10 protein-coding genes and 1 riboswitch are annotated in these 22,368 nt (G+C 45.1%); of the genes, 8 read left to right on the top strand and 2 right to left on the bottom strand.

Going from position 1 to position 22,368, the window contains the following annotated elements; all coding sequences use genetic code 11:
- Window positions 1-83: 83 nt before the first annotated feature.
- The 4 genes from EIZ39_RS20175 to EIZ39_RS20160 all read left to right on the top strand — a co-directional run bounded on the left by EIZ39_RS20175 (window position 84) and on the right by EIZ39_RS20160 (window position 3,626).
- Window positions 84-1,223: a glycerate kinase gene (locus EIZ39_RS20175; RefSeq protein WP_129202192.1), complete on the top strand. Its 1,140-nt coding sequence runs from the start codon at window positions 84-86 to the stop codon at window positions 1,221-1,223.
- Window positions 1,224-1,227: 4 nt separating this feature from the next.
- Entirely contained in the window at window positions 1,228-2,190 is a 963-nt protein-coding gene (locus EIZ39_RS20170; RefSeq protein ID WP_129202190.1) for a 2-hydroxyacid dehydrogenase, read from the top strand.
- Between the two features lie 116 nt (window positions 2,191-2,306).
- Window positions 2,307-3,062: an aromatic acid exporter family protein gene (locus EIZ39_RS20165; RefSeq protein WP_129202188.1), complete on the top strand. Its 756-nt coding sequence runs from the start codon at window positions 2,307-2,309 to the stop codon at window positions 3,060-3,062.
- A 90-nt stretch (window positions 3,063-3,152) separates the two neighbouring features.
- Window positions 3,153-3,626 (top strand): Lrp/AsnC family transcriptional regulator, encoded by a 474-nt coding sequence (locus tag EIZ39_RS20160; protein WP_240675887.1) that lies wholly within the window; start codon window positions 3,153-3,155, stop codon window positions 3,624-3,626.
- On the opposite strand, the gene EIZ39_RS20155 is transcribed toward EIZ39_RS20160, so the two are convergent.
- Complete coding sequence (locus tag EIZ39_RS20155) at window positions 3,610-4,575, bottom strand: NERD domain-containing protein kinase family protein (RefSeq protein WP_164985197.1); 966 nt, start codon at window positions 4,573-4,575, stop codon at window positions 3,610-3,612. The genes EIZ39_RS20160 and EIZ39_RS20155 overlap by 17 nt on opposite strands.
- Before the next feature lie 174 nt (window positions 4,576-4,749).
- On the opposite strand from EIZ39_RS20155, the gene EIZ39_RS20150 reads away from it, so the two are divergent.
- The gene (locus tag EIZ39_RS20150) at window positions 4,750-6,009 is read left to right on the top strand and encodes a copper amine oxidase N-terminal domain-containing protein (protein WP_129202184.1); all 1,260 of its coding nucleotides are present in this window, start codon (window positions 4,750-4,752) and stop codon (window positions 6,007-6,009) included.
- A gap of 694 nt (window positions 6,010-6,703) precedes the next feature.
- Window positions 6,704-9,046: a YcdB/YcdC domain-containing protein gene (locus EIZ39_RS20145; RefSeq protein ID WP_129202182.1), complete on the top strand. Its 2,343-nt coding sequence runs from the start codon at window positions 6,704-6,706 to the stop codon at window positions 9,044-9,046.
- A gap of 132 nt (window positions 9,047-9,178) precedes the next feature.
- Here EIZ39_RS20145 and EIZ39_RS26785 read toward each other — a convergent pair whose 3' ends face one another.
- Entirely contained in the window at window positions 9,179-9,328 is a 150-nt protein-coding gene (locus tag EIZ39_RS26785; protein ID WP_164985196.1) for a hypothetical protein, read from the bottom strand.
- A gap of 59 nt (window positions 9,329-9,387) precedes the next feature.
- Window positions 9,388-9,478, bottom strand: a riboswitch (cyclic di-GMP riboswitch).
- A gap of 431 nt (window positions 9,479-9,909) precedes the next feature.
- Here EIZ39_RS26785 and EIZ39_RS20140 point away from each other — a divergent pair.
- The gene (locus EIZ39_RS20140; protein WP_129202180.1) at window positions 9,910-19,434 is read left to right on the top strand and encodes a CFI-box-CTERM domain-containing protein; all 9,525 of its coding nucleotides are present in this window, start codon (window positions 9,910-9,912) and stop codon (window positions 19,432-19,434) included.
- 414 nt (window positions 19,435-19,848) lie between these two features.
- Window positions 19,849-22,356, top strand: a complete 2,508-nt coding sequence (locus EIZ39_RS20135) for an S-layer homology domain-containing protein (RefSeq protein ID WP_129202178.1) — start codon at window positions 19,849-19,851, stop codon at window positions 22,354-22,356.
- The last annotated feature ends 12 nt before the right edge of the window (window positions 22,357-22,368 follow it).

Below are 22,368 nucleotides of genomic sequence, written 5' to 3'. Positions count from 1 at the left end.
TCTAATGGAGGATATTTGCAAGTTGGGTTTATATATTTGCAATCTTGGTGTTATGATCAGGGTAAACGGTTGGGAGGAACGATATGAAGATTGTAGCTGCTCCAGATTCCTTCAAGGGATCCATTTCCGCTAGGGAGTTATGCCAGGCGATTCGCAAGGGAATAGAGAACGTAAGGTCGGATGCTGAGGTCATCGAATTGCCTTTAGCTGATGGTGGAGAAGGTACGATGGAGAATATGGTCTATTCCACTCAGGGTAAGACCGTGGAGTGTGAGGCCACAGATCCCCTCCGTAGAAGGATTAGAGCCTCTTATGGGGTATTGGGAGATGGACAGACGGTAGTGGTTGAAGTAGCTCAGGCTTCCGGTTTGACTCTCCTTCGCGAGGGAGAACGAGACCCCTTAAGAGCGACAAGCTATGGGACGGGAGAATTGATCCGCCATGCGCTCGATGCGGGTTATCGCCGATTTATCATCGGACTTGGAGGGAGTGCGACGAATGATGGTGGGGCGGGTCTTCTGAGATCTCTTGGGTTGAAGTTTTACCATCATGACGGTTCTTTATTGGCTGATGGAGGTGCTCCACTAAGGGATCTGGCTTTTATCGATACATCAGAGTTCGATCCTCGGATTAAGGATTCTCATTTTACCATCGCGAGTGATGTGACGAACCCTTTATGTGGAGGGAATGGGGCATCTGCCGTATTTGGTCCGCAAAAAGGAGCTACACCAGAGAACGTTGTAGAATTGGATCAGGCACTTGAGCGCTACGCCCTTGTGATTTTCGAACAAACAGGATTCGATGTTCGAGAGCTTCCAGGCAGCGGAGCAGCAGGGGGAATCGGAGCGGCCCTCCTTTCTTTTTTTCATGCGGAATGTAGATCGGGTATTGAGATTGTCATGGAAGCGATCGGTTTCAACTCTCAGATTCAGGACGCTGACTTCATCATCACGGGAGAGGGGAGACTCGACACTCAAACCCTGTCGGGGAAGGTCATTGCAGGAGTATGTAAGGAGGCTAAAGTCTATCAAGTTCCTGTCATCGCGCTATGTGGGGGAATGCAGCTTACGAGGGAGCAGATGGATCAGATGGGTCTTCTTGCTGGTTTTTCCATTATTCCAAGGCCTTGCAGCCTCGATGTGGCGATGGAGAATGCAAGCCGTTGGGCAGAGAGTCAAGTCGAACAGATCATGCGTCTTCTTAGTAGGAAGGAAAAGGAGTAGTCAGATGAGACCTAAAGTATACATAACGAGACGAATTCCGAGTGCAGTTGTTGCTAAGATTCAGGAAGTTTGTGAGGTGGAGATGTGGCAGGAGGAAGATATTCCGGTGCCGCGTGAGGTTTTGGAAGACAAAGTAAAAGACATTGATGGACTATACTGCTTATTAACGGAAAGCATAGACGAATCTCTGCTGCAGCGGGCCAACAAACTCAAAGTGATAAGCAATATGGCGGTGGGCTTTAACAACATTGATGTGGAAGCAGCCACTCAAAGGGGCATCATCGTCACCAATACCCCAGGCGTCTTGACAGAAACGACAGCTGATCTTACCTTTGCACTCTTGATGGCAACAGCTAGAAGACTAGTGGAGGCTTCAGATTATCTCCGAGAAGGAAGCTGGAAAACCTGGTCTCCCATGCTGTTAACGGGACAGGATGTCTATGGGGCTACCTTAGGGATTATCGGTTTAGGGCGAATTGGAGAATCACTGGCCAAGCGGGCGAAGGGATTTGATATGCGCGTTCTTTACCACAATCGGAGTCGAAAGGAACAAGCGGAACAGGTGCTTGGCTTAGAGTATAAAGAATTAGATGCATTATTAAAGCAATCGGACTTCGTCTGTGTGCTGACGCCGTATTCACCGGAAACGAGAAATTTAATTGGTGAGCGTGAACTCTCCTTGATGAAAAGCACGGCTATCCTCATTAATACAGCTCGTGGAGGGATCGTAGACGAAGCGGCCTTGTACCAGGCTTTGTCTAATGGAGCGATTTGGGCTGCAGGCTTAGATGTGTTCGAGGAAGAGCCGGTCAAGCCGGATCATCCCCTCCTCACTTTGCCGAATGTGGTCACTCTTCCACACATCGGTAGTGCCTCCATTCAGACACGGACCAAGATGGCCGAGTTGGCTGCCCTCAATTTATTACAAGCGTTAAGAGGAGAAGGGCCTGCTCATAGGGTAAATTAAAACCTGAGTAAACCTCGGAGAGTATCCTTTCTTCGAGGTTTTTATGATTTGCCTAAAAAAGGGAATCTCTGATATATTAAGAACAAAGTGAAAATTACGTCTTAGGTGGGTTTAGCATGAATAAATGGTTTGGGAAGCGCATTATAAAAACAGCCATCGCCGTTTTTATCACTGCTTGGGTTTGTGAAGCTTTAGGTTGGCCTGTGATTTTTGCTGTGATTACGGCTATTGTTACCATCGAACCAACATTATCTTCTTCCATAAAAAAGGGACTCGTTCGACTTCCGGCAGCTGCGATCGGTGCGGCTTTCGCCATGTTTTTCGACTACCTCTTCGGGCAAACTCCTCTCACTTATGCCTTATCGGCCTCGCTTACGATTTATATCTGCCATCTCTTGCGGTGGAATGATGCCATGATTGTCGCTACGTTGACGGCTGTGGCTATGATTCCTATGACGTCTGATCATTTTTTGGTCTCCTTTTTCACGCGGATCGGCACAACCTCCATTGGCATTATTATCTCCTCCATGGTCAATTTTGCGGTGATGCCACCGAATTACTTAAAGAGAATTGGTGTCATGTATGGGCAATTGATTGAGCAGACTGAAGCTTTGGCCCGACAGATCGCGGTAGACCAAGCGGATAAAAAACGGTTAAAACTACAACTTTCTGCTCTCATGAGAGAGCTCCATAAAACGAATGAACTCATCCAATATCAACAAGAGGGGTATAAGTACTATAAAGCTCCGGAGGAACAGGGTAAGGAGTTAAGAGAGTATCAAGACAAACTAGACCGGCTCGAGGCGAGATTGTTTGAGCTCGGTCATGTATTGAGTTCGAGTAACCGGTTGGGCTTGCAGAAGGTGGAGTAGTGGAGGATATTTGCAATCTTTTTGTAACGGATAACCAACTCCATTCGTCAGAAGGGGTAGAGAAAAAAGTAAGAGGAGGAGAGAAGGCTGATGAAGATGACCGAACTAGATTACAAGATTCTAGACTTGCTGAGAGAAGATTGCCGCCGCCCCAATACGGACATGGCGAAGATCTTGGGTGTAAGTGAAGGGACGGTTCGTGCGCATGTTGCTAAATTGCTAGAAGATGGGATATTTAGTTACGGGATCTATATTGACCCCAAACGTGTAGGATCGAGAGTGCGGACGATGATGGGGATCACCACCAAGCTAGGGTACCAGGAGCAGGTAGCTGAAACCGTATCTTCCTTTCCTTTTGTAAAATATGTGGGGGCCATCTCCGGAAACCACGACGTTATAATTCAGGCCGACTTCCGGGATAATGAAGAGTTGTTTAGATTCGTAAATCACGTGTTACCTGGTATAGATGGGATCCTTACAACGGACATATCTATCGAATTAAAGGAGTTTAAAAATCCCGTTCAGTCTTTAGGGTCTAATCCTGAGGTCAAATGGGTGGTGTAAGGGGCGTGTAGTATACACGTCCTTTTGTTTTGCCTTCAAGAGGAAGTCTCATTGCCTTTAGCAATCGGGTAGCGGTGTGGATGCTAGATAGATTTAGCAGTTCTCGGCACTGTTCATTTGTAATGAATCCATGGATGAGCAAGTGGTCTTTAATGACTCGGACATGGGCTTTTTTTCTCTTTGTTTTACATTGAGGGCACTTCCAATTCGCGAAGATCCGGGTAAGTTGGTGGTTTGGGCAGTGGGGACAGGCGATACCTTTTAAAAGTTCAGATGAAGAGAGCCGGTATCGTTTTAAGATATCGAGTTTGAGTGGGATATGATTTTGGAGTAGATGTTCACTGAGTTTTTTAAGCTGATAGGAGGAGAGAAGTTTGGGCTCGGTTGGAAATTCGAGAATCTTATTAGGGATGTGTTCAGCGTGAAGGATCTGCGTGAAAATGGCTTCGTTCCCAGGGGCGGTTTCGACAATCGTACTTGGAGAGCCAATCGAAATTAATTTGTAGACAGGACAAGATTTGATAGATTCGGCTTCCATCCACTTTTGCAGCTGTATCTGCTGTCGCTTAGCCTGCATAAGAGGATCGGGGAAGCCTTCTTTATTATCTTGAAAAGTACGGATGACTTGTTTGGAGACGGGGTTAAAGAAGAGGTGACCGTAGATGTTTTTCGACTCGATGATAAGCGCATAGGCGGGAGTAAGCACGAGAGTATCAATTTGAAAAAAACGATCCTGGAGGGGAAGCCGAAGATCTTGGAAGATGAGGAAGTCTTTTTCTGGTAGAAACTGCAGATGATAGTCTAATTCGACTTCCCCGCGATAACCAGCTCGTAGATTCCTTAAACTCTGGGTAATGTCTTGACGTTTTTTGTGATTAAGAGGGAGTCGGCGGAGTAAAGCTTCTTCTTGTTTTATCCTGAGTGGAAATGGACGGCGTTTTTTTATCAAGAGCATACCTCCTTTATGATTTCTCCTATTTGATTCGCCGGAGGGAAGGAGAATCCTGCTGATTTTCTCGAAAAAGCGGATAATCTCTCGATTCCGGTCGATATTTTCGCGCAAATCTCTCGACTTATACGTTTATAATAAAGAGAAAAAATGATGCCAAGGAGGTAAAGATGAATGAATAGAAAGTTAGCAGTACCTGTTTCTCTTTTATGTTTTTGGCTTGGGCTTGCAGGGGGAACAAAGGCAGAGAGTCTAAATGTCGTTGATCGAATTCCTTCGGTTATGAGCAACTATCAGGGAAGCTTATCAACCTTGTACATTAAAGAAAATCATACACCGTTTGTAAACGGAGAGAGCTTTCGAGTAACTCTACCCGAAGGAGTAAAATGGAACTTGTCAAGCTCGGGGAAATTAGAAGGGACAGCGGATGGTGTTGAGCGAGAAGACGCAGCGAGGTATGAGAGGGTTTCGGATCGAACGCTGGAAGTTCGGATACAGAATATTGGTTCTGGGGGGCTTGAAGACTTAGATGAAATAAGAATTCCTTTAGACATAACGGTTGAAGGGGCAACGGGAGATTTACTTCTCACCGTTGAGGGGAGAGATAGCGTGATTACTTCCGGGCAATATCAGTTTGCTACAGTACCTGTCCAGAAGGAGATAAAACTGTCCACCGAAGATCTAATTCAAGCCGAGGGAATATATACTTTTCATTTACGAATCCAAGAATCTAGTAAAAATACATTCGAGAGGAATAAACCTATTACGCTCAGTCTTCCTCATGGATTTGTTTTTATGGAACATGGGGAAACAGAAACGCTGAAGGGAAACAAGAAAGGACTAGAAATGGAGGGGATAGGGACCTCTGAGCTGAAAATCAAAATGAATGACACCCCTACAGAAGAAGCCTCGGAATGGAAAATACCGATCTCCTATAAGTTTCAAGGGGAAGCTCTTTTAGAAGAAGGAACAGTTTATCTATTAGTTAACGGAAATCGGACAGATCTTGCAGTAGGGAGTTATAAAAAAGATCAGTTCAAAAAAATAATTTACCAAATTGGAAATGAAACCTATCACATCGGTGAGGTAGAGAAAAAGATGGATGTAGCGCCTTATATCAAAGGTGGCCGAACCTTCCTGCCCGTCCGTTATGTAGCGGAAGCGCTTGGTTTGAGAGATGACCAGATTTTATGGAATGGCACAACCAAGACGGTCTACATGACAAAAGACGGAAGAAGCATCCAAATCCCTCTTAACGAAGACTACTTAATCCTCAATAATGGAAAAATACCCGCTGATGGCTTGGCAGCCGAGATGATGGATAACCGAGTGATGGTATCGATACGCAACATTATGGAGTTGTTCGAAGTGGAAATCACTTGGGAAGCGGATACTCAATCGGTCATTGTACGTACAGAGAGAACCACACCTTAGGGTGTGGTTCTTTGGGGTCTTTAGCTTATGGGTTCCCAGTAATTTGTTTGCGAGGGCGGTTCCACGCCTTCAAAAACAAAGAGCCGGAATGCGTTTCTCTAAATAAGCGAATACCGAAGATAGCAAATGGGGTCCATATTTCTCGAAAGTGGTAATAGGGCATACAGATCTACCTCCTGTTAATTGCGTAAACAATGTGAATATGATGTTAATAGGGTGAATGATAGGGTAAAAATTTAACGAGCAATATATAATTTTAACTATAGCATATAAATTACCAAAAATCACCATATAGATAACAAAAAATTTAGAATTAACAATATCTTAATATTAAAAGTCCAAAATTTTACATTTATTTTATTGTGATTTTTATATAAATAACTCATAATAGAATTTCCAAAATAATGAAATGGTGAAAATGAGAGATGGATACATTAGAGAAGAGAAGAATCTACAATACATCGTGGAATTTGGAGTGGGCAGAGTGAGAAAAGCGTGAAGAAATTGTGGATATGCTAAAGGAGATCTTGAAAGAACAGAACAAGAAGAGCTGATTGTGTCATAGGGTGACAGAATCAGCTTTTTTTATTTCAACAAAAGTTTCTGAAAAGCTGTAACTTTTTCCCACTCTACTTCGTCTATATATATGTTTGGACTTTTTTGATTTCATTTAAGGTATGGAAAAGGAGGAATTATGAAGAAAAATCGAAGTTGGTCTCGTCTATTATATTCCACATTGGCAGCATCCTTAATGGCGACTGCAATCCCTATGTCTGTTGGAGCTCAGGGGGTATCCGTTCGCATGGAGCAGGCTGTGCCTGTTCAAGCGGTTGAGGAATCTAGCGAAGTTCAACAAGAAGCAAAGGTTTCTCGTGAAAAAGCGATGGAGATTGCAAAGGGGATCGCGGGTAGCCTGGACGGGTTTGATGAGCCCCATGCATCCCGTCGGACCGGGATGATGGGTCCTTACAATAATGAGGATGTCTGGGAAATCAACTGGTCAAAGAGAGGTCCTCAGTATGCTCATGTTAGTGTCACTGTGGATGCCCAAACCGGGGTGATTCGCAATTATAACCGCCATGTAGAAAGTGAGCAAGAGGTGAAGCTGCCTCCGAATGTGAAGTATACAGACGCAATCAAGATCGCGGAAGAGTTTGTGAAGAAGCATTACGGCGAGAAAATGGCGAATTTCGAATTGCAGCAGCGTGAGGGCGATGAATGGGGAAAGGTCATCCGCACCCCGCATGATAACTATGAAGTGAGATTCGTGGAGAAGGTCAATGGAGTCCCATTTGGCACCAATCAATTGAGCGTTCAATTGAATGGAGACGGTAAGATTAGGCATGTCTATTACCATTCCATGGACAATGTAAAATTTGCTCCGGTACAGGGTGTCCTTAACAAAGAGGAAATCCTCAAGAAGCTAAGTGAGGCTCTTGATATGAAGCTGGCCTATCAAGTAGAGGGCTATTATCCTCAACCAGGGCAGCAGGGACAGGAGCCGAAGGTCTTCTTAGGCTATCAGCCCACCCCTTATTTGCATATGATCGATGCTAAGACAGGGGAAGGGATTGACCATCGTGGGAAGGGTTTGCCAAAGGATGGAGACTTGATCAAGGTCGCTGAAACGAAGCAAGCCGAACCCGCGAAGAAGCTGGCTCAACCTCTTACGCAAGAAGAGGCGATGAATCGGATTAAAGAGTTTATTGACCTTCCAAAAGAAGTTTCCATCTCGACGGTTCGCTTAGAGGAACAGATGGGTCGTAAGATCTGGCAGTTCCACTTTGAGTATCGTACCCCTCGTTATGGTTCAGGTTGGCAAGGTGGATCCATCGATGCGGAAACAGGAGAGCTTCTGCAGATCGATATCGCTCACTATACTAGGGAAAAGGCTGCTCAGGCAGCTGAGGCGGAAAACAAGGAACCTGAGCAAAAAGAGTATAAGATTTCTCCAGAACAAGCTAAAGAAAAGGCTCTTGCCTTCGTCAAGGAACAAAGCAAGGATAAGCTGCATCAGCTCTATTTGTCGCCACAGCCTTCAGAGGAGCCTAACGCCTTTTCTCCTTTCTATCGATTCCACCTGGAGAGACGAGTTGGCGGCATTCTTTTCCCTTTCCACCATGTATCCGTCACCGTTTCTGCGGAAACAGGAGAGATTGTGGAGTATCGCCAGAATTGGGATTGGAGCTTAAAGTTGCCTGAGGTTGGCCAGGTCGTCGAACCTGATCAAGCGAAGGAAGCCTTTTTGAAGGATGTTGACGTGGTTCTCGAGTATCAAGTTATTCAGGAGAAAGACTATCATCGTTATGGATACGCTACGAAATCTGATGAGCCAGCAGAAGCTCGATTGGTTTATCGTGTTCAGAGAGACTACGGCGGCGAACCATCCTATTTAGATGCTCATACTGGCAAATGGTTGAGCCTGAAGACGGGAGAAGAGGTCGTTGCGAAGGAAGAGAAGCCTTCGATCCAGGATCTTAAGGGACATTGGGCGGAAGAAGAACTGAAGTATCTTCTCGAAACCGGTGTACTTGAGGCAAAAGACGGAAAGGTAGCACCCGAAACGGAGATCACCCGTGGTGACTTTATCGATATGCTGCTAGGAGTCATTGATGGCAACCACCGCCGACACTATTATCCTGGCCAACAGCCTAGTCAGCCTTCCTTTAAGGACGTTCCGACAGATCATAAGTATTCTTTAGCTGTGGAATGGGCCGTTGAACGGGGAGTTCTTGAGAAAGGTTCAGAATTCCGCCCGGATGATCAGATCACCCGTGAAGAAGCAGCGTCATTCTTGGTTCGCGCTTTAGGCTATAACAAACTTGCTCAACATGAGAGCATGTTTACCATGAACTATGAAGATACGGGTGAGATCAAGGCAAAAGGGGAAGTCGCTATCGTAACCGGTATTGGTATAATGAACGGCTATGAAGGTAAGTTCCATCCTGATCAAGCTCTAACCCGAGCAAGTGCGGCCGTCACGCTCTTTAAATTTTTAGAGAAGCGTATGGAGTACAGACCGACAATTCGATATTAATAAAAAAGGAGACCTGCTACTGTTGAGCGGGTCTCCTTTTTAGTTATTCTTCAGAGAATTTACATATTCTCTCGACTATGCTTCATAATCTCTCGACTATGCTTCATAATTTCTCGAGAATCTCTCGAGTATCTATACCCAAAACATCTTATTTCTATGATAAATAATCTTATTGTGAATAATAACTTTCTCCTGATAATCCTCGCAATCCTTCAACAGCTGTTCGTTGAAGCAATACCAGAAACAGTGCCAATTGTATTTCCATCTTTGTAATAAATTCATCGTGTACATCTCCTCCTGTTTAATCACATAAAACGACGGAGGGCTTATCTTTCAGACGTTTCGGTAGCTGGCTAGCATATCGGAAGTTTCTCCGATGAAGCCCCTATAGCTTTGCGTCACCCCTTTTCAGAGGTTTTGCCATTATCGTACGTTTATGTGATTGTCGAATATAGTCATATTTTACCGATACAGAATAATTAAATATATCATCCTTTCGAACCTTTCTTTAAATATGGAGGTGGGTCTAAAGTAACTATTTATAGTGGCGGAGTAAGATATTTGCAACTTAGGCGTGGATATTTGCAGGTGTAAGTACTCGCACCGTATGATCAACCTGAATATTTGCGAGAGCAACAGTTTTAGAATTGTTGCTGAGTTGTCGAAATATATCAATATTTTTTAAAGGGAGGCCTGCAGGAAAATCTTTATTTTTTGTAGAACTATTGTCCTATTGGTAGATACTTGTAATCGCAGGTAAATGCAGACAAGGTTCTCCATTACAATCCGAGTGAAAGGGGATGGAAGAGAGAAACTCATAATAGGACAAAGAAAGTAGAGCAAAAAGAAAAGGGAGAGATGCTATGTTATCACATGCTTGGAAAGGGGGGGGCGGCCAGCGGATAACCAGACATTCTTCCTATGGTTTTTGGCTCAATTGTGCTTTAGTACTGCTTCTGGTCTTATCGGCCGGGCTCTCCCTCGGAGTGAGGTTGGCTGAAGCAGCGGATGAAACAGGAAATGCAGAGATTGAAGAGTTCTCGTGGGTGAGTAGAAGCGAGGACAAAGTTTCATCATCGAGCCTAACACCCGATAGTGAACTGGATGGAAGGTTTAGTCTAACTGTCAACCTTCCTGAGGATACGGAGATTGAGTCGATCGACATTCAATCCTCCGATGCGAATGGCAATCCAACAGGACAATGGTGGACCACGAGGGAATCGTGGTATTGGATTGTAGGGGTGTTTCAGCAGGACAAACCCCTTCACACGGATTACGTATCAACTGTAGGCACTTTTTCTGGACAACAACAGTTTGACCTGTACGTAAGTGATTCAGGTTATTTTAGACCTGGAAATCACTTTCTCGTGGAAGTTGTTCTTGGGGACGGAAGTAGACTTCAGCAGGTTGTTGGCATTGCCGGTATCCAGCATAACTATTGGGGTAACGACAATGAGGGAAAAGTGAATAAAGCGAATCAAGGCTATTATGGCTTGAATTCTTATTTCTTTTCGGATGAAACGATCACGGATATCGAGTACCGATATTCAGTTGATCAGGAAGAGTGGCAACCGTTTGACCTGATCCTATCGAAGGGTCAGATTTACCACAACTGGTATGATGGTTCCTCAAGACAGATCTATGTTGATCTCATGGATCTTCCCGAAGGAACTATTTATCTTCAAGCTACTGCGACAAATGAAAGTGGTGAATCCTTTAGTGTCGTCACGACGCTCACTAAGGATACGATAAGCCCGGAGAATGTGATGGATCTGACGGTTGAGCCTACTGAAGATCAATTGGGCTTTAACCTGAATTGGACAAATCCAACAGAAGACTTCAAGCATGTTTATGTGCAACGAAGAGAGATGGGAAGCACGTATTGGAGTACAATACGATATGATCTAACGGATGACAATTATATGGATAAGAACAGCTTGCAGAGTGGTGTGGATTATTCCTATCGGATTATGGTCGTAGACCCGGCCGGTAACGAATCAATTCATCCAATCGTCGCAACTAGCGTAATCCCTGTAGAAGCTCCGGTCTTCCAGTACATGTCACCCGCTCAAGATTATCATACGAATGAACAATCGATTCATATGCGGGCGGATGTGCGCGATGATCAGCCAGTTGAGACGATCCTCTTTGAGTTCTCGACAGACGGAGAGAACTGGACACGGATCAATCCTGTAGACAAGATCAAGCCGACCCTCAATAGTTATTATTATTGGCTCTATTTCGATTGGGATGCCTCTGCGCTAGAGGATGGAATCTATCAGATTAGAGCGACAGCGACAGATGCGGGAGGGCGTACAAGCACCAACACCAGCACGGTCACACTGAAGAGAGCTTTGCCAGAAACACCAAACAATTTTACGGCAACAATTGACTCTACGGGTATTGATTTAAATTGGGATGCAGTAGATGGGGCTAACTATTATCGGCTCGAACGTAGCTATGCAAATACCAAGGAACATGGTACGTATACGAGCACATGGTATATCTATTCACCCAACCATAGTTACAAAGATCAATACGCTGAAATAGGTAAACCTTACGTTTATACCCTGTATACCATCGATACATTTGGGAATATAGGAAAGCCAGTCTCTGTAAACGTGGAGCTGTACGAAGGACCAACTCTAAGCTTAGAAGGTGGATATGAAGTTGCATCTTCACAGTCCGAGTTCATCCTTCGCGGGAAGACTGAACCGGAAGCCTCCGTTACTGTTAACGGAACGGAAGTGGTGGTAGGTGCTGGTGGCGAATTCTCTTACAACGCAACGTTGGCGGATGGGGTTAATACTTTTACCGTAGAGGCCAGCAACGATACCGGGACAAATGTCAAGAAGCAACGTGCCATTCTTGATACACAAAAGCCGTACATTTACTCTTTTTCAATAAACAACAGTTCAAGCGATAATCTTACCATTGGTGGAAATCCTGAAAGTATTTACCTTGCCGTTCGGGATAGTGCCAGCTCTGGTATAGAGAGAGTGCAATTTCAAGTGTCCCAGGATGATGGGCTTAATTGGATCGATATCTTCGAGTTTAGTGAGAATGAGCTTTCTCAAAGCACTTACTGGGAGAATCCGCAATACTTGCCTTACTGGTACAAGAGTTTCAATTGGGATACGAAACAGGCCTTGGGAACAGGGGTTACACTCGCTGATGGCTCCTATAAGTTCCGCATGATCGCTCATGACAAAGCAGGAAATAGCTCAATTGGAACACCGGTGAGAATTTGGACTCTTGATAATACATCTCCATCGGTGCCAGGAAACATTATCGCAGAAGCTGGAGTCGAGCAAGTCAAAGTGAAGTGGGATGCTGTAACGGATGCAGATTTAAGCTATTACAGAGTATATCGTTCTACGACATCGGGTGAGGGCTATATCAAACTAGATGATGTTTATGCACGCGAGTATATAGACAATCAAGCCTATGCTGGAACGTTCTATTACGTTGTGTCAGCGGTGGACCAACGCGGAAATGAAAGTTTGATTTCGGAAGAAGTAATGGTGCAGCCAAGCGTAGATGATAAGACGCCAGTCATTGGTTCGGTCAATGTCAAGGATGGAGATACGGTAGGTGGCTCAACACCAACAATTTCTTTTTATACGACAGATGATTCACCTAGAGGTGTCGCTGAGTATGAATTCGAGTACTCCGCGGATGAAGGAACGAACTGGAAGGTGATGGAGGGTACTCGTTCAGGCCCTTACCGATGGTCCGGGAATTCATTTTATGGATACGTCCATTGGTCAACTGCTGGCTTGAATAGTGGAGACTATCTGCTTCAATTGACAGCAAAGGATCATTCCGGGAATATCTCCATGGAACAGCGGAGTGTGACCTTGGATGTCTATGCTGCTGCCCCAACAGGAGTCGTTGCCGAGACGGAAGACGGCATGATCATGCTGAATTGGGAGCAAACGTCAGATACGGACTTCCAGTATTATCAAGTTCTACGTTCAGACCGTAGAGATGGTAGTTACTACTCGCGAGGAGAGATTTATAATGCGGAAGTAACAACTTTCACGGATAAGAGTGTAAATCTTGATCAGATTTATTATTACAAGCTTCGTTTTGTAGACAAGTTTGGAAATTATGCAGATTCCAGCACTATGATTATCAAGGTTGCTAATGATACATCATCACCGGAAGTAACAGCTATTGAACCAGTAGAAGGATCAACGGTAGGTGGTCCTACCATCTCTTTCTCCGCTAATGCGATCGACAACAAGGCCGTTACAAGCTATGAGGCTTTTTACTCCTCTGATAACGGTCAGACATGGAGCCCAGCCAATCGGCACTGGTGGTACTCCAATCATTTCTACTTCGAAACGGCAGGACTAAGCTCAGGATCCTACAAGATCTTGGTGAAGGCCTACGATGAGGCTGGAAATATGGGGTCAAAAGAGGTGAATTGGACACTTGATCTGTCGATATCGGTAACTCAAAATGTGCAAACCGCTTCTGAAGAGAATCATGTGATAATCTCTTGGGATGCCAATGCGGATGAGGATATCAACGATTACCCTTATCATGTGAAGCGCAGCACTCAGCCGGATGGACCTTATGAATATCGAGGAAGCTGGCTAAACAAAAATACATTATCTTTTAAAGATACGGGATTGCTACCTGGCACTACATATTATTATGTAGTGGAAACGCGAGATAGGTTCGATAACAGGTCCGTATCTACAGAAGCTACAGGTGCTTTATTAAGAGATGAAAGACCGCCAACCATTAGTTCATTCAGTCCGAAAGATGGAGTGACGATTGGTGGTGCTAAATCGGAAACGATGTATCTCTATTTCCAAGACAATGCAGGAGTGACCGGCTCATCCGCCCAGTTTGAATATAGTAAAGACGGAACAAATTGGATTTCTATAACGGGGTCGAGTGGTGGTCCAAATCATTCGAGTGGTGATACGTATTATTTCTACCGAAACTGGGATTTGACGGCTTTATCGACGGATACGTATAGTGTGCGCTACAGCGTATACGATGGTGCAGGGAACTTGGCTCGTGAAACGGCATCGTATCAAGTAGATCGCACTCCGCCGGCGAATCCGCAGAATCTAATCGGTACTTATGGCTCGCAAAAAGTTACCTTAAATTGGGAACCGCCAGCTGACGCTGATGTAGACCGATATCATATTCATCGAGCTACCTCGCCAAATGGACCGTTCAGTCATTTGTACACCGTTTATGGTCGTAATACACTATCCTATACGGATGCGGGTGTTGTACCGGAACTGACTTACTACTATAAGGTTACTGCTGTAGATAAATTCTCTCAGGAAGGCGAAGCCTCCAACATGGCAGCCGTTGCAGCCAAAACGGATGTGAACCCACCTGTAGTATTAGGCATTGAACCGTTAGATGGAACAGTATTAGGGCCGAAGGCCAATATTACAGTACGCGCTGAGGATGATTTAGCTCTATCTAGTATCAAGCTTCAATACTCAATTGACGGGGGAAGCGACTGGATTACTATTTCACAGCAAGGAACGCGTGATCAAGCCACTTTCGCATGGGATACTGGTACTCTTAGCGGTGAAGTGAAGTTGCGGGCGATTGCTTATGATTCAGTGGGCAATTCAAGTGACGGCACTCCAATTCGTACCTATACGATCGATAAAGAAGCTCCTGAAAAAGTGGAAGGATTGCGTGCCACGCCATACATGACGAGTGTTCTCATCAATTGGAAGGATGTTGCAGCTGAAGATTTTGCTTATTTCCAAGTAGAGCGCAAGGATCAGGCAGATGGTACGTTTACATCCGTCGGGACGACTTCGACTCAATTAGGTTTACATGTCCAAGGACTTGGGCCTAATCAGACGTATTGGTTCCGTGTTGTTGCTTATGACAAGCTAGGCAACAGAGGGATTCCATCAGATGAACTGCAAGTGACAACGGAGGTGGATACACAAAAGCCGGTCGTCACCAGTATTCAGCCGAATCCTGGATATTTCGATCAACAAATAGAGCTTCGCGCTACGGCTACAGACAATGTTGGTTTAGACTCAATTACGTTCCAGTATTCAGTAGATAAGGCAGTGTGGAATAACTTAGCTGCTGTGCCTGTTAACAACGGTTCAACCGTTACGACGGTTACTTATAACTGGGATGTTTCCGCTTTAGCAGAAGGCGTATACTTCGTACGCGGCATAGCTAAAGATACATCTGGAAATGAGAGCACGGTCACTCCTATCGTGGAATACCGAATTGACCACAGTGCTCCGCAGCAACCAATGAATTTTGCCGCTGTCGCCACTTCCGGCTACATCGCAGTAAGTTGGGAGAAAGGAACAGAAAATGATTTGGCAGGCTACCGCTTGTACCGATCCACAGTGGAATCGGGAGAATATGCGGTTCTTGCAGAAGACAATTCAGCCTTCACTATGCAAGACGGCATCGTTTCCTATCGAGATCGTGCAGTGGATGCTAATGTCACCTATTATTACAAGGTGGCGGCTAAAGATCTAACAGGAAGCGTTGGCGAAGCAGCAGGTCCGATCGCTGCTCAGCTTGAGCCAGATCATCAAAAACCAGAGGTGGTTCGCATTTCACCAACGGGTGGAATCTTGCCGCTTGACAAGAAGATTCATGTATTGGCTGAGGATAATTTCAGAATTTCTAATTTGACTTTGGAATATAAAGCCAAGGATGCAAACAATCAAGATTGGACGCTGATCGGTACTCGTGAACTAGACGTCTATGGAGATTGGGTCACGTTCGATTGGAACACTTCTGGTCTAGCGAATGGAGCCTATACGGTCCGAGCAATCGCCACCGATAAAGCGGGCAACGTCAGCGACCCGCACCTGGCCGAGTTCAGCCTGAAGGTGGAGCCGCCAGTTGCACCTGTGCTCACGGCCACACCAGGAGGATGGAAGATGAGCCTTAGCTGGACAGCAGCTGATGATGCTGAGTTGGCAGGCTTCTATCTGAAACGCGGCACGCAGCCAGAAGGTCCTTATACAGAAATCCACCGCAGAGCGGCAGCTGATTTCACAAGCGTGGAAGGGTCGCAGAGAACGTACACGTTTGAGGATGAAGTGCTAAGACCAGGAAGAGCTTACTCCTATGTGGTCGAAGCTGTGGACATCTATGGAAATATGAGCCAAAGCGCTGTCGTTTCCAAGGAGCCTTTGACCCATGATCCTTATAAGCCAACGGCAATAGCAGGCGATGAGCAGGTGGTTACCTTTGGCATGGAAGTCGCCTTTGACGGTACTCAATCCTTCGATAATAATCGAATTTCCCGCTACCTGTGGGATTTCGGAGATGGAACAACAGCGGAAGGGGCACAGCCGAAGCACATCTACCAAGTGACAGGAAGCGATTCGGTTAGTTATCCAGTCACCTTAGCGGTATACGACCCGGCAGGCAATAGTGCTCAAACCACGACTCGAGTCACCCTGAAGCCAGTCCAAAAAGTGGGCGAGCTAGAAGTCAAGGTGGTTACGGAGGGTGGAAGTCCGATTAGCTCCGCTAGCGTCGTCATTGAGTTCCCAGATGGAACATCCCTGAAGAAGGATACCGATTCGCAGGGAATTGTGCGACTTGTAGCAGAGCCAGGAAATTATAAGGTGTATGCTTACAAGCCGAACGAAGAGTATTTGCCGGCAGCCATTGACGCTACCGTTGCGCTTAATGAACTGCGCAAGGTCACGCTTCAGCTGAAGCAGGGCAAGCTTGTGATCGGTGATCTGAACCATCGCCGTTTAGGCCTTGAAGAAATCCGCGAGCTAGGCATCGATGAGACCGCACCGGAAAATCAATGGGTATACAAGTTTGAGGTCCATTTAGCCTTTAATAATCAGCAGTACACAAGCTCTGTCGTAACCAATCAAACTCGGGTCATCAGCAATCCAGGTCCGATTGTAATCCAGACTGGTTTCAATAATGACGGAGGCAATGGAGATGGAGGATGGAACACGCCGTCTGCCCTTCATGCTTACCCAGTAGTTATTCCAGCACCGGCCAATCGTCCGGAAGTGAAGCCGACTGTTGCCTATATGGTGGTTCCTGGAGAAGCACGCTGGCTGAAGGAATTCTTCGAGGTATCGCTGTCCTTGGAGAATAAGGCGGATCCGATTTTCGTCATCGACCAAGCGAAGGCCAAGTTAATCTTGCCGGAAGGGTTGTCGCTAGCACCAACGAAGGTACCGCAAACGCTCGAAGTTGATGTTGAAGACATTGCGGGCCAAGAAAAGAAAACGACGAAATGGATTATTCGCGGGGACAAGAAAGGGGAATACGAGCTTAAGGCTGAGTTTAACGGCCGCTTGCAGCCTTTCGATGATCCAGTGCACGCCATTTTTAAAACTGACGAGAATAACAAGCTTCGCGTATGGGGCGAGGATGCCTTAAAGATGTTCATTGAAGCGCAGGATCGGGCCGATGAAGGTCATCCTTACGTCTTGCGAGTCGGACTAAAGAATGTCTCGGATACGAATGTTTACAACCCGGCTATTGAGCTGAAGGAAGAAAATAAGCAGAATTACATCTATGCACCGAACCAGGAGCTCGTGAAGACCATTGCTACGCTCGAAAGCGGGCAGACTTTCTGGACAGATTACTATCTGGTTCCTTCAATTAAAGGAAACTTAGATGTTTCTCAATCCTTCGTCTTAAAGACGGGAGGAAACGCTACGGTACCAACAGCTGAAATTACTCCGATCAGCAGACCGGAGAACATCAAAGGCGTGGCGCCAGTAGTTGAACAGGTCGTTAATGCAGGTAAGGTCAGCTTAACTTGGCCTACTCTGGAAGCAGAAGGGGCAACAGGTTACCGAATCTACAAAGCGCGCCCTGATCAATTAATGTCAGGTGCGGAAGAACGAGTCGCTGAAGTCGGAGCAGGAGTGTCCTCTTATGCTGATTTGCCAGCGGGTAATTACTTTGTTACCACGATGTTTGGCAACCATGAAGTGCTGCGCCATGCGGTGGAGTGGTACGGGGGACCAAGCACGTCGGTTGCGATCACGGTTGATCCGATGGAGATTTATGCAAACCGAGATACTGAACTGACGATCACGGCGAACAAAGGTGGATACGTTGTAGCCGGGGGCAAGGTTAGCGTAGGTTCTTATGTCTATGATGCTCTCTTAGACAGCTACGGGCAGGCGAGCATCACGATCCATCCAACCGAACCGGGAGATATCCTCGTTACGGTGAAAGATACGGACGATCAAGTCTTAGGCACAAAGACCATTAAGGCAATTGAAGCACCGCCTGCACCAACAGCACCAGCCGCTCCAACCGGTCTGCGGACTCTAATGGAAGAAGAGCATCGCGCGGTATTAGGTTGGAATGAGAATACCGAAGACAATCTTGCGGGCTACTATCTCTATCAATTGAACGCAGGCACTTGGTCTAGGTACACGCAGGAAACAGTCACATCTGTCACTTATGAAGTCTATGGGTTAGACAGCGGTACATCTTATACCTTTGCTGTGAGCGCTATTAATACGCTAGGATTGGAATCTGACCGATCTGTTCCGTACACCTTTGTCACACCGGGCGGCATCTACGAGCCAACGCTCGCGTACTTAAGTGACCTTAGAGTAAATGGTATGACGGTAACTGGATTTGTCTATGACCAATTCAATTACAGTGTAACGCTGCCTCATGGAGCTTCGTTGCCAATGGTTGAAGCTGCGCCGCTTGATGTGAACGCCGATGTAACCGTCACGCAGGCTAGTGAACTGCCAGGTACAGCGATTGTTGAAGTTACAGCAGCCGATGGAAGTGTAAGGAATACGTATACTGTGAACTTCACGGTTGAGCAATCAACTGAGCCAATCCTCATTGGCATCACCGTTGATATGCTCAAGTATCCTCTGGCAAAGGGGGAAACCCATCAAACGGTTGTCCATGCCAATTACTCGGATGGAAGTACAAAGGATATTACAGGGGAAGCAACCTATCAATCTTCCAATGAAGATTGGGCGACTGTAGACTCGAACGGTTTAGTCACGGCTACAGGCTGGGGTCATCCGAAAATCACGGTCAGCTACGGTGGATTTGAGAAGCATGTAGAAGTAACCATGGTTCAAGATGAATGTTTCATTGCCACAGCGGCATTTGGCAGCAAATTCATGCCTGCGGTTACGCTGCTGAGAGCGTTCAGGGATGAATTCCTGTTAACCAACCCTGCTGGCCAGGCGTTTGTAAAGACGTACTATACCTATTCTCCTCCGATTGCTCAGTTTATCGCAGAGAGTGAGTTCTTGAAGGGACTAGTTCGTGTACTCTTGTCGCCGATCGTGGCTGTGGTTTACCTGATGTTCCATCCTATACTCTTCATTGCTTTACTTGGTATGATTGCAGTCGTGGTGGTTTTTAGAAGAATGAGATTTGTATAGTAGAAAGATATTGAGCCAACTCTACGGAGTTGGTTTTTTTTTGTTTTGTGAAGAAGAAAAAATGTTTATTTACTATATAACAACATATGTGATAGCCAGTTAGGTTGTCGCTTTATGATGCGAGGTGGAAAGGGGCCTATCTTCGGAGGGTTGTTGTTTAGAATTAGTTAATGTCAGATATCTTTAGAATTTAGCGTAATAAAGAGAAGAATTCGGAAGAAAATGTCGAATAAAATAGACGAATCTTGTCCTTTTTAGAAAGAAGTGTTTGATATGTAAATAGGAACCATTTATTATAGTGATATAGGTACAAAGTTTGATAGAGCGGGAAATGAGGAGGGGGAGAGTAATTTAGATAAAGAGGTATTATTAAGAGGTTAGTATTTTAATAAGACGGGAGTGAGATTTATAGACATGAGGAAATGGAATAAGAGAGCGCAATTCTCTATCATATTTTCATTGATGTTTTTGTTCCACATGGTTTTTCCTTATTCAATCATTGGTGCTGAAGGAAAACTATCATTTAATGATTTGAGAGGCCACTGGGCGGAAAGTCAAATTAATGACTGGATCGACCAAGGGCTAGTGAATGGTTATCCTGATGGAACGTTCAAGCCTAATCATTTGATAACTCGCGCTGAGTTTATGGTACTTGTTAATCGCGCATTTGATTATGAGAAGAAAGGCAATATCCAATATTCTGATGTATTGCCGAGTGACTGGTATGCTTCAGAAGTGGCGATAGCTCAAGAAGCAGGATACATATCTGGTTACAACGACGGCACCATGAGACCGAAGAATCCTATTAGCCGTCAGGAAGCTGCTGTGGTATTAGCGAAAATCGGGAAATTGGATATGGAGGCTAATCTTCAAGCTATTGAACAGTTTGCAGATAGAGCGTCTATTCCAGCTTGGAGCAAGGGTGCAGTTGCTGCCGTTGTTTCTAAGAGCTATATGAAGGGCTACCCAGACAACACGTATCAACCAGCTAAACCTATTACTCGTGCCGAAGCCATCGTTACTTTAAATTATGCCATGAAGGACCAGCCTAAGGTTGTCAGTCAAACTTATGACAAATCGGGCACATATGGGCCAGCAGAAGGCGCAGAAACAATCGAAGGAAATGTACAAGTAACAGCGAAAGACATTACTTTGCAGAACATTGTTATTACTGGAAATCTAGTTTTAACAGAAGGGATTGGCGAAGGAGATGTAACGCTTAAGCAAGTGGCCGTGAAGGGAACTACGACGATCCTTGGCGGTGGGCCAAACAGCATTAAGATTGAAAATAGTGAACTTAATCAAGTTACAGTGGATAAAAAGAATGGAAATGTAAGAATCCTTGCTAGCGGTAAGACTAGTGTAGGAGAAGTAACGTTGCAGTCTGGTGCTAAATTAGAAGAAAAGGATCTTAAGGATTCAACCGGATTTGCAAAGGTTATATTATCCGAGACTATTAAAGCCGATTCTCTCGTCACTCTTGTGGGTAACTTCGATAGAGTGGAAATTAATTCTAACAAAACGAAGGTAAAAGTAGAGAGTGGAACAATCACTGAATTGTTGGTTACTGATAAAGCGAAGGAAATGACGATTGATGTGGCTGAAGCTGCCATCATCAAAACCTTGACACTGGATGCAGCAACCAAGATGACCGGTAAAGGGAAAATCGAGCTAGCCAACATTAATGTAAATGGAACGACATTAGAACAAGAGCCTGTGAAGGTTGTAAAGCCAGACGGGGTTACTTACGAGATTAAAAAGCCTGCTCTAGGCGGCGGTGGAGGTGGTGGAGGAATCTCTATCGATTATAACGCCCAACGAATTGCTGACCTAAATGCCGGTAAGAATGTCGTAGGAGATATTGTCTTAAGTGGAGACGGTAAAACTTACGGTCCAGCAGGTGCTCTACCAACCGTAAAAGGGAAAATCACCATTAAAGGGGAAGGTATTACCCTTCAAAACGTTGTAATTGACGGTGATTTAGTTGTTGAGAAAAAGACTGCGTCTGGTCAGGATTTAGAAGAATTTACTGCTTTAAATGTAGAGGTCAAAGGCAATACACAAGTCAATGGGGGATCTTCCAATACAGTTGGCTTTAAGGGTAAGTCTAAAATGAATACTGTGGTTGTTAACCATGCGGGAGTAGGTTTGGCCCTTGAGGGAGAAACTTCTGTAGCTACATTGGATCTTGAATCGGATGTTAAGCTGAAGCTAAACACCAGCAGCGGTATAGGAACAGTTAATATTCTTCAAGAGATCTCCTTTTTCGTTGAAGGGATTGACGGGGCAGCTGGCGGAACAATCGGCAGTCTTAACGTAACGAGGGCTTCCAACCTGACATTTAATATCCCAAGTGGATCAGGTTCCGTCGGCATTGAGAATATGGATATTAAGATTGAATCCAGCAGCAGCCAATCTTTCACCATTGGGGGAACAGGTGGTACTCTAAATAAGATTACTGTAAACTCTGCGGTATCCATTAGTATCCTAAATGATACTGTGGTGGTCACGCAAACCATTGAAGTGAAGGTTAATGGAGTTGTTGTTGAGAGTGTGAACAGCAGTATCACGCAAAAAATTGTACCAGCTAGTGATGATATCAAAGTAGAAAAGAAACTAGTATCATCCTGGAAGGTACTTGACGCCTTCCCTGGAGATCGATATACCTACCAATTCAGTGTTACATTGAATGCAGAAGATACTGAGTTGAAAAATGCGGCATATTACCAAGTCTATCCTGCATCTGGAGATTACCATGTGGGTACAATCAAGTCGAAAAATCAAAGTCTTAGCACACTGAAGGAAGTCTTTAAGAATCCACAGGATTTGAAGATCAGATTCTTCGATATGAATCAATATCCTTTAGGAGAATGGAAACTTAAAGGGCAAACGAATGGAACATCAGGGAAAATCGAAAAGTAATAAGAAAAATCT

The sequence above is a fragment of the Ammoniphilus sp. CFH 90114 genome (assembly GCF_004123195.1).
Taxonomy (GTDB): domain Bacteria; phylum Bacillota; class Bacilli; order Aneurinibacillales; family RAOX-1; genus YIM-78166.
This window is presented reverse-complemented; position numbering and strand designations above follow the sequence as displayed.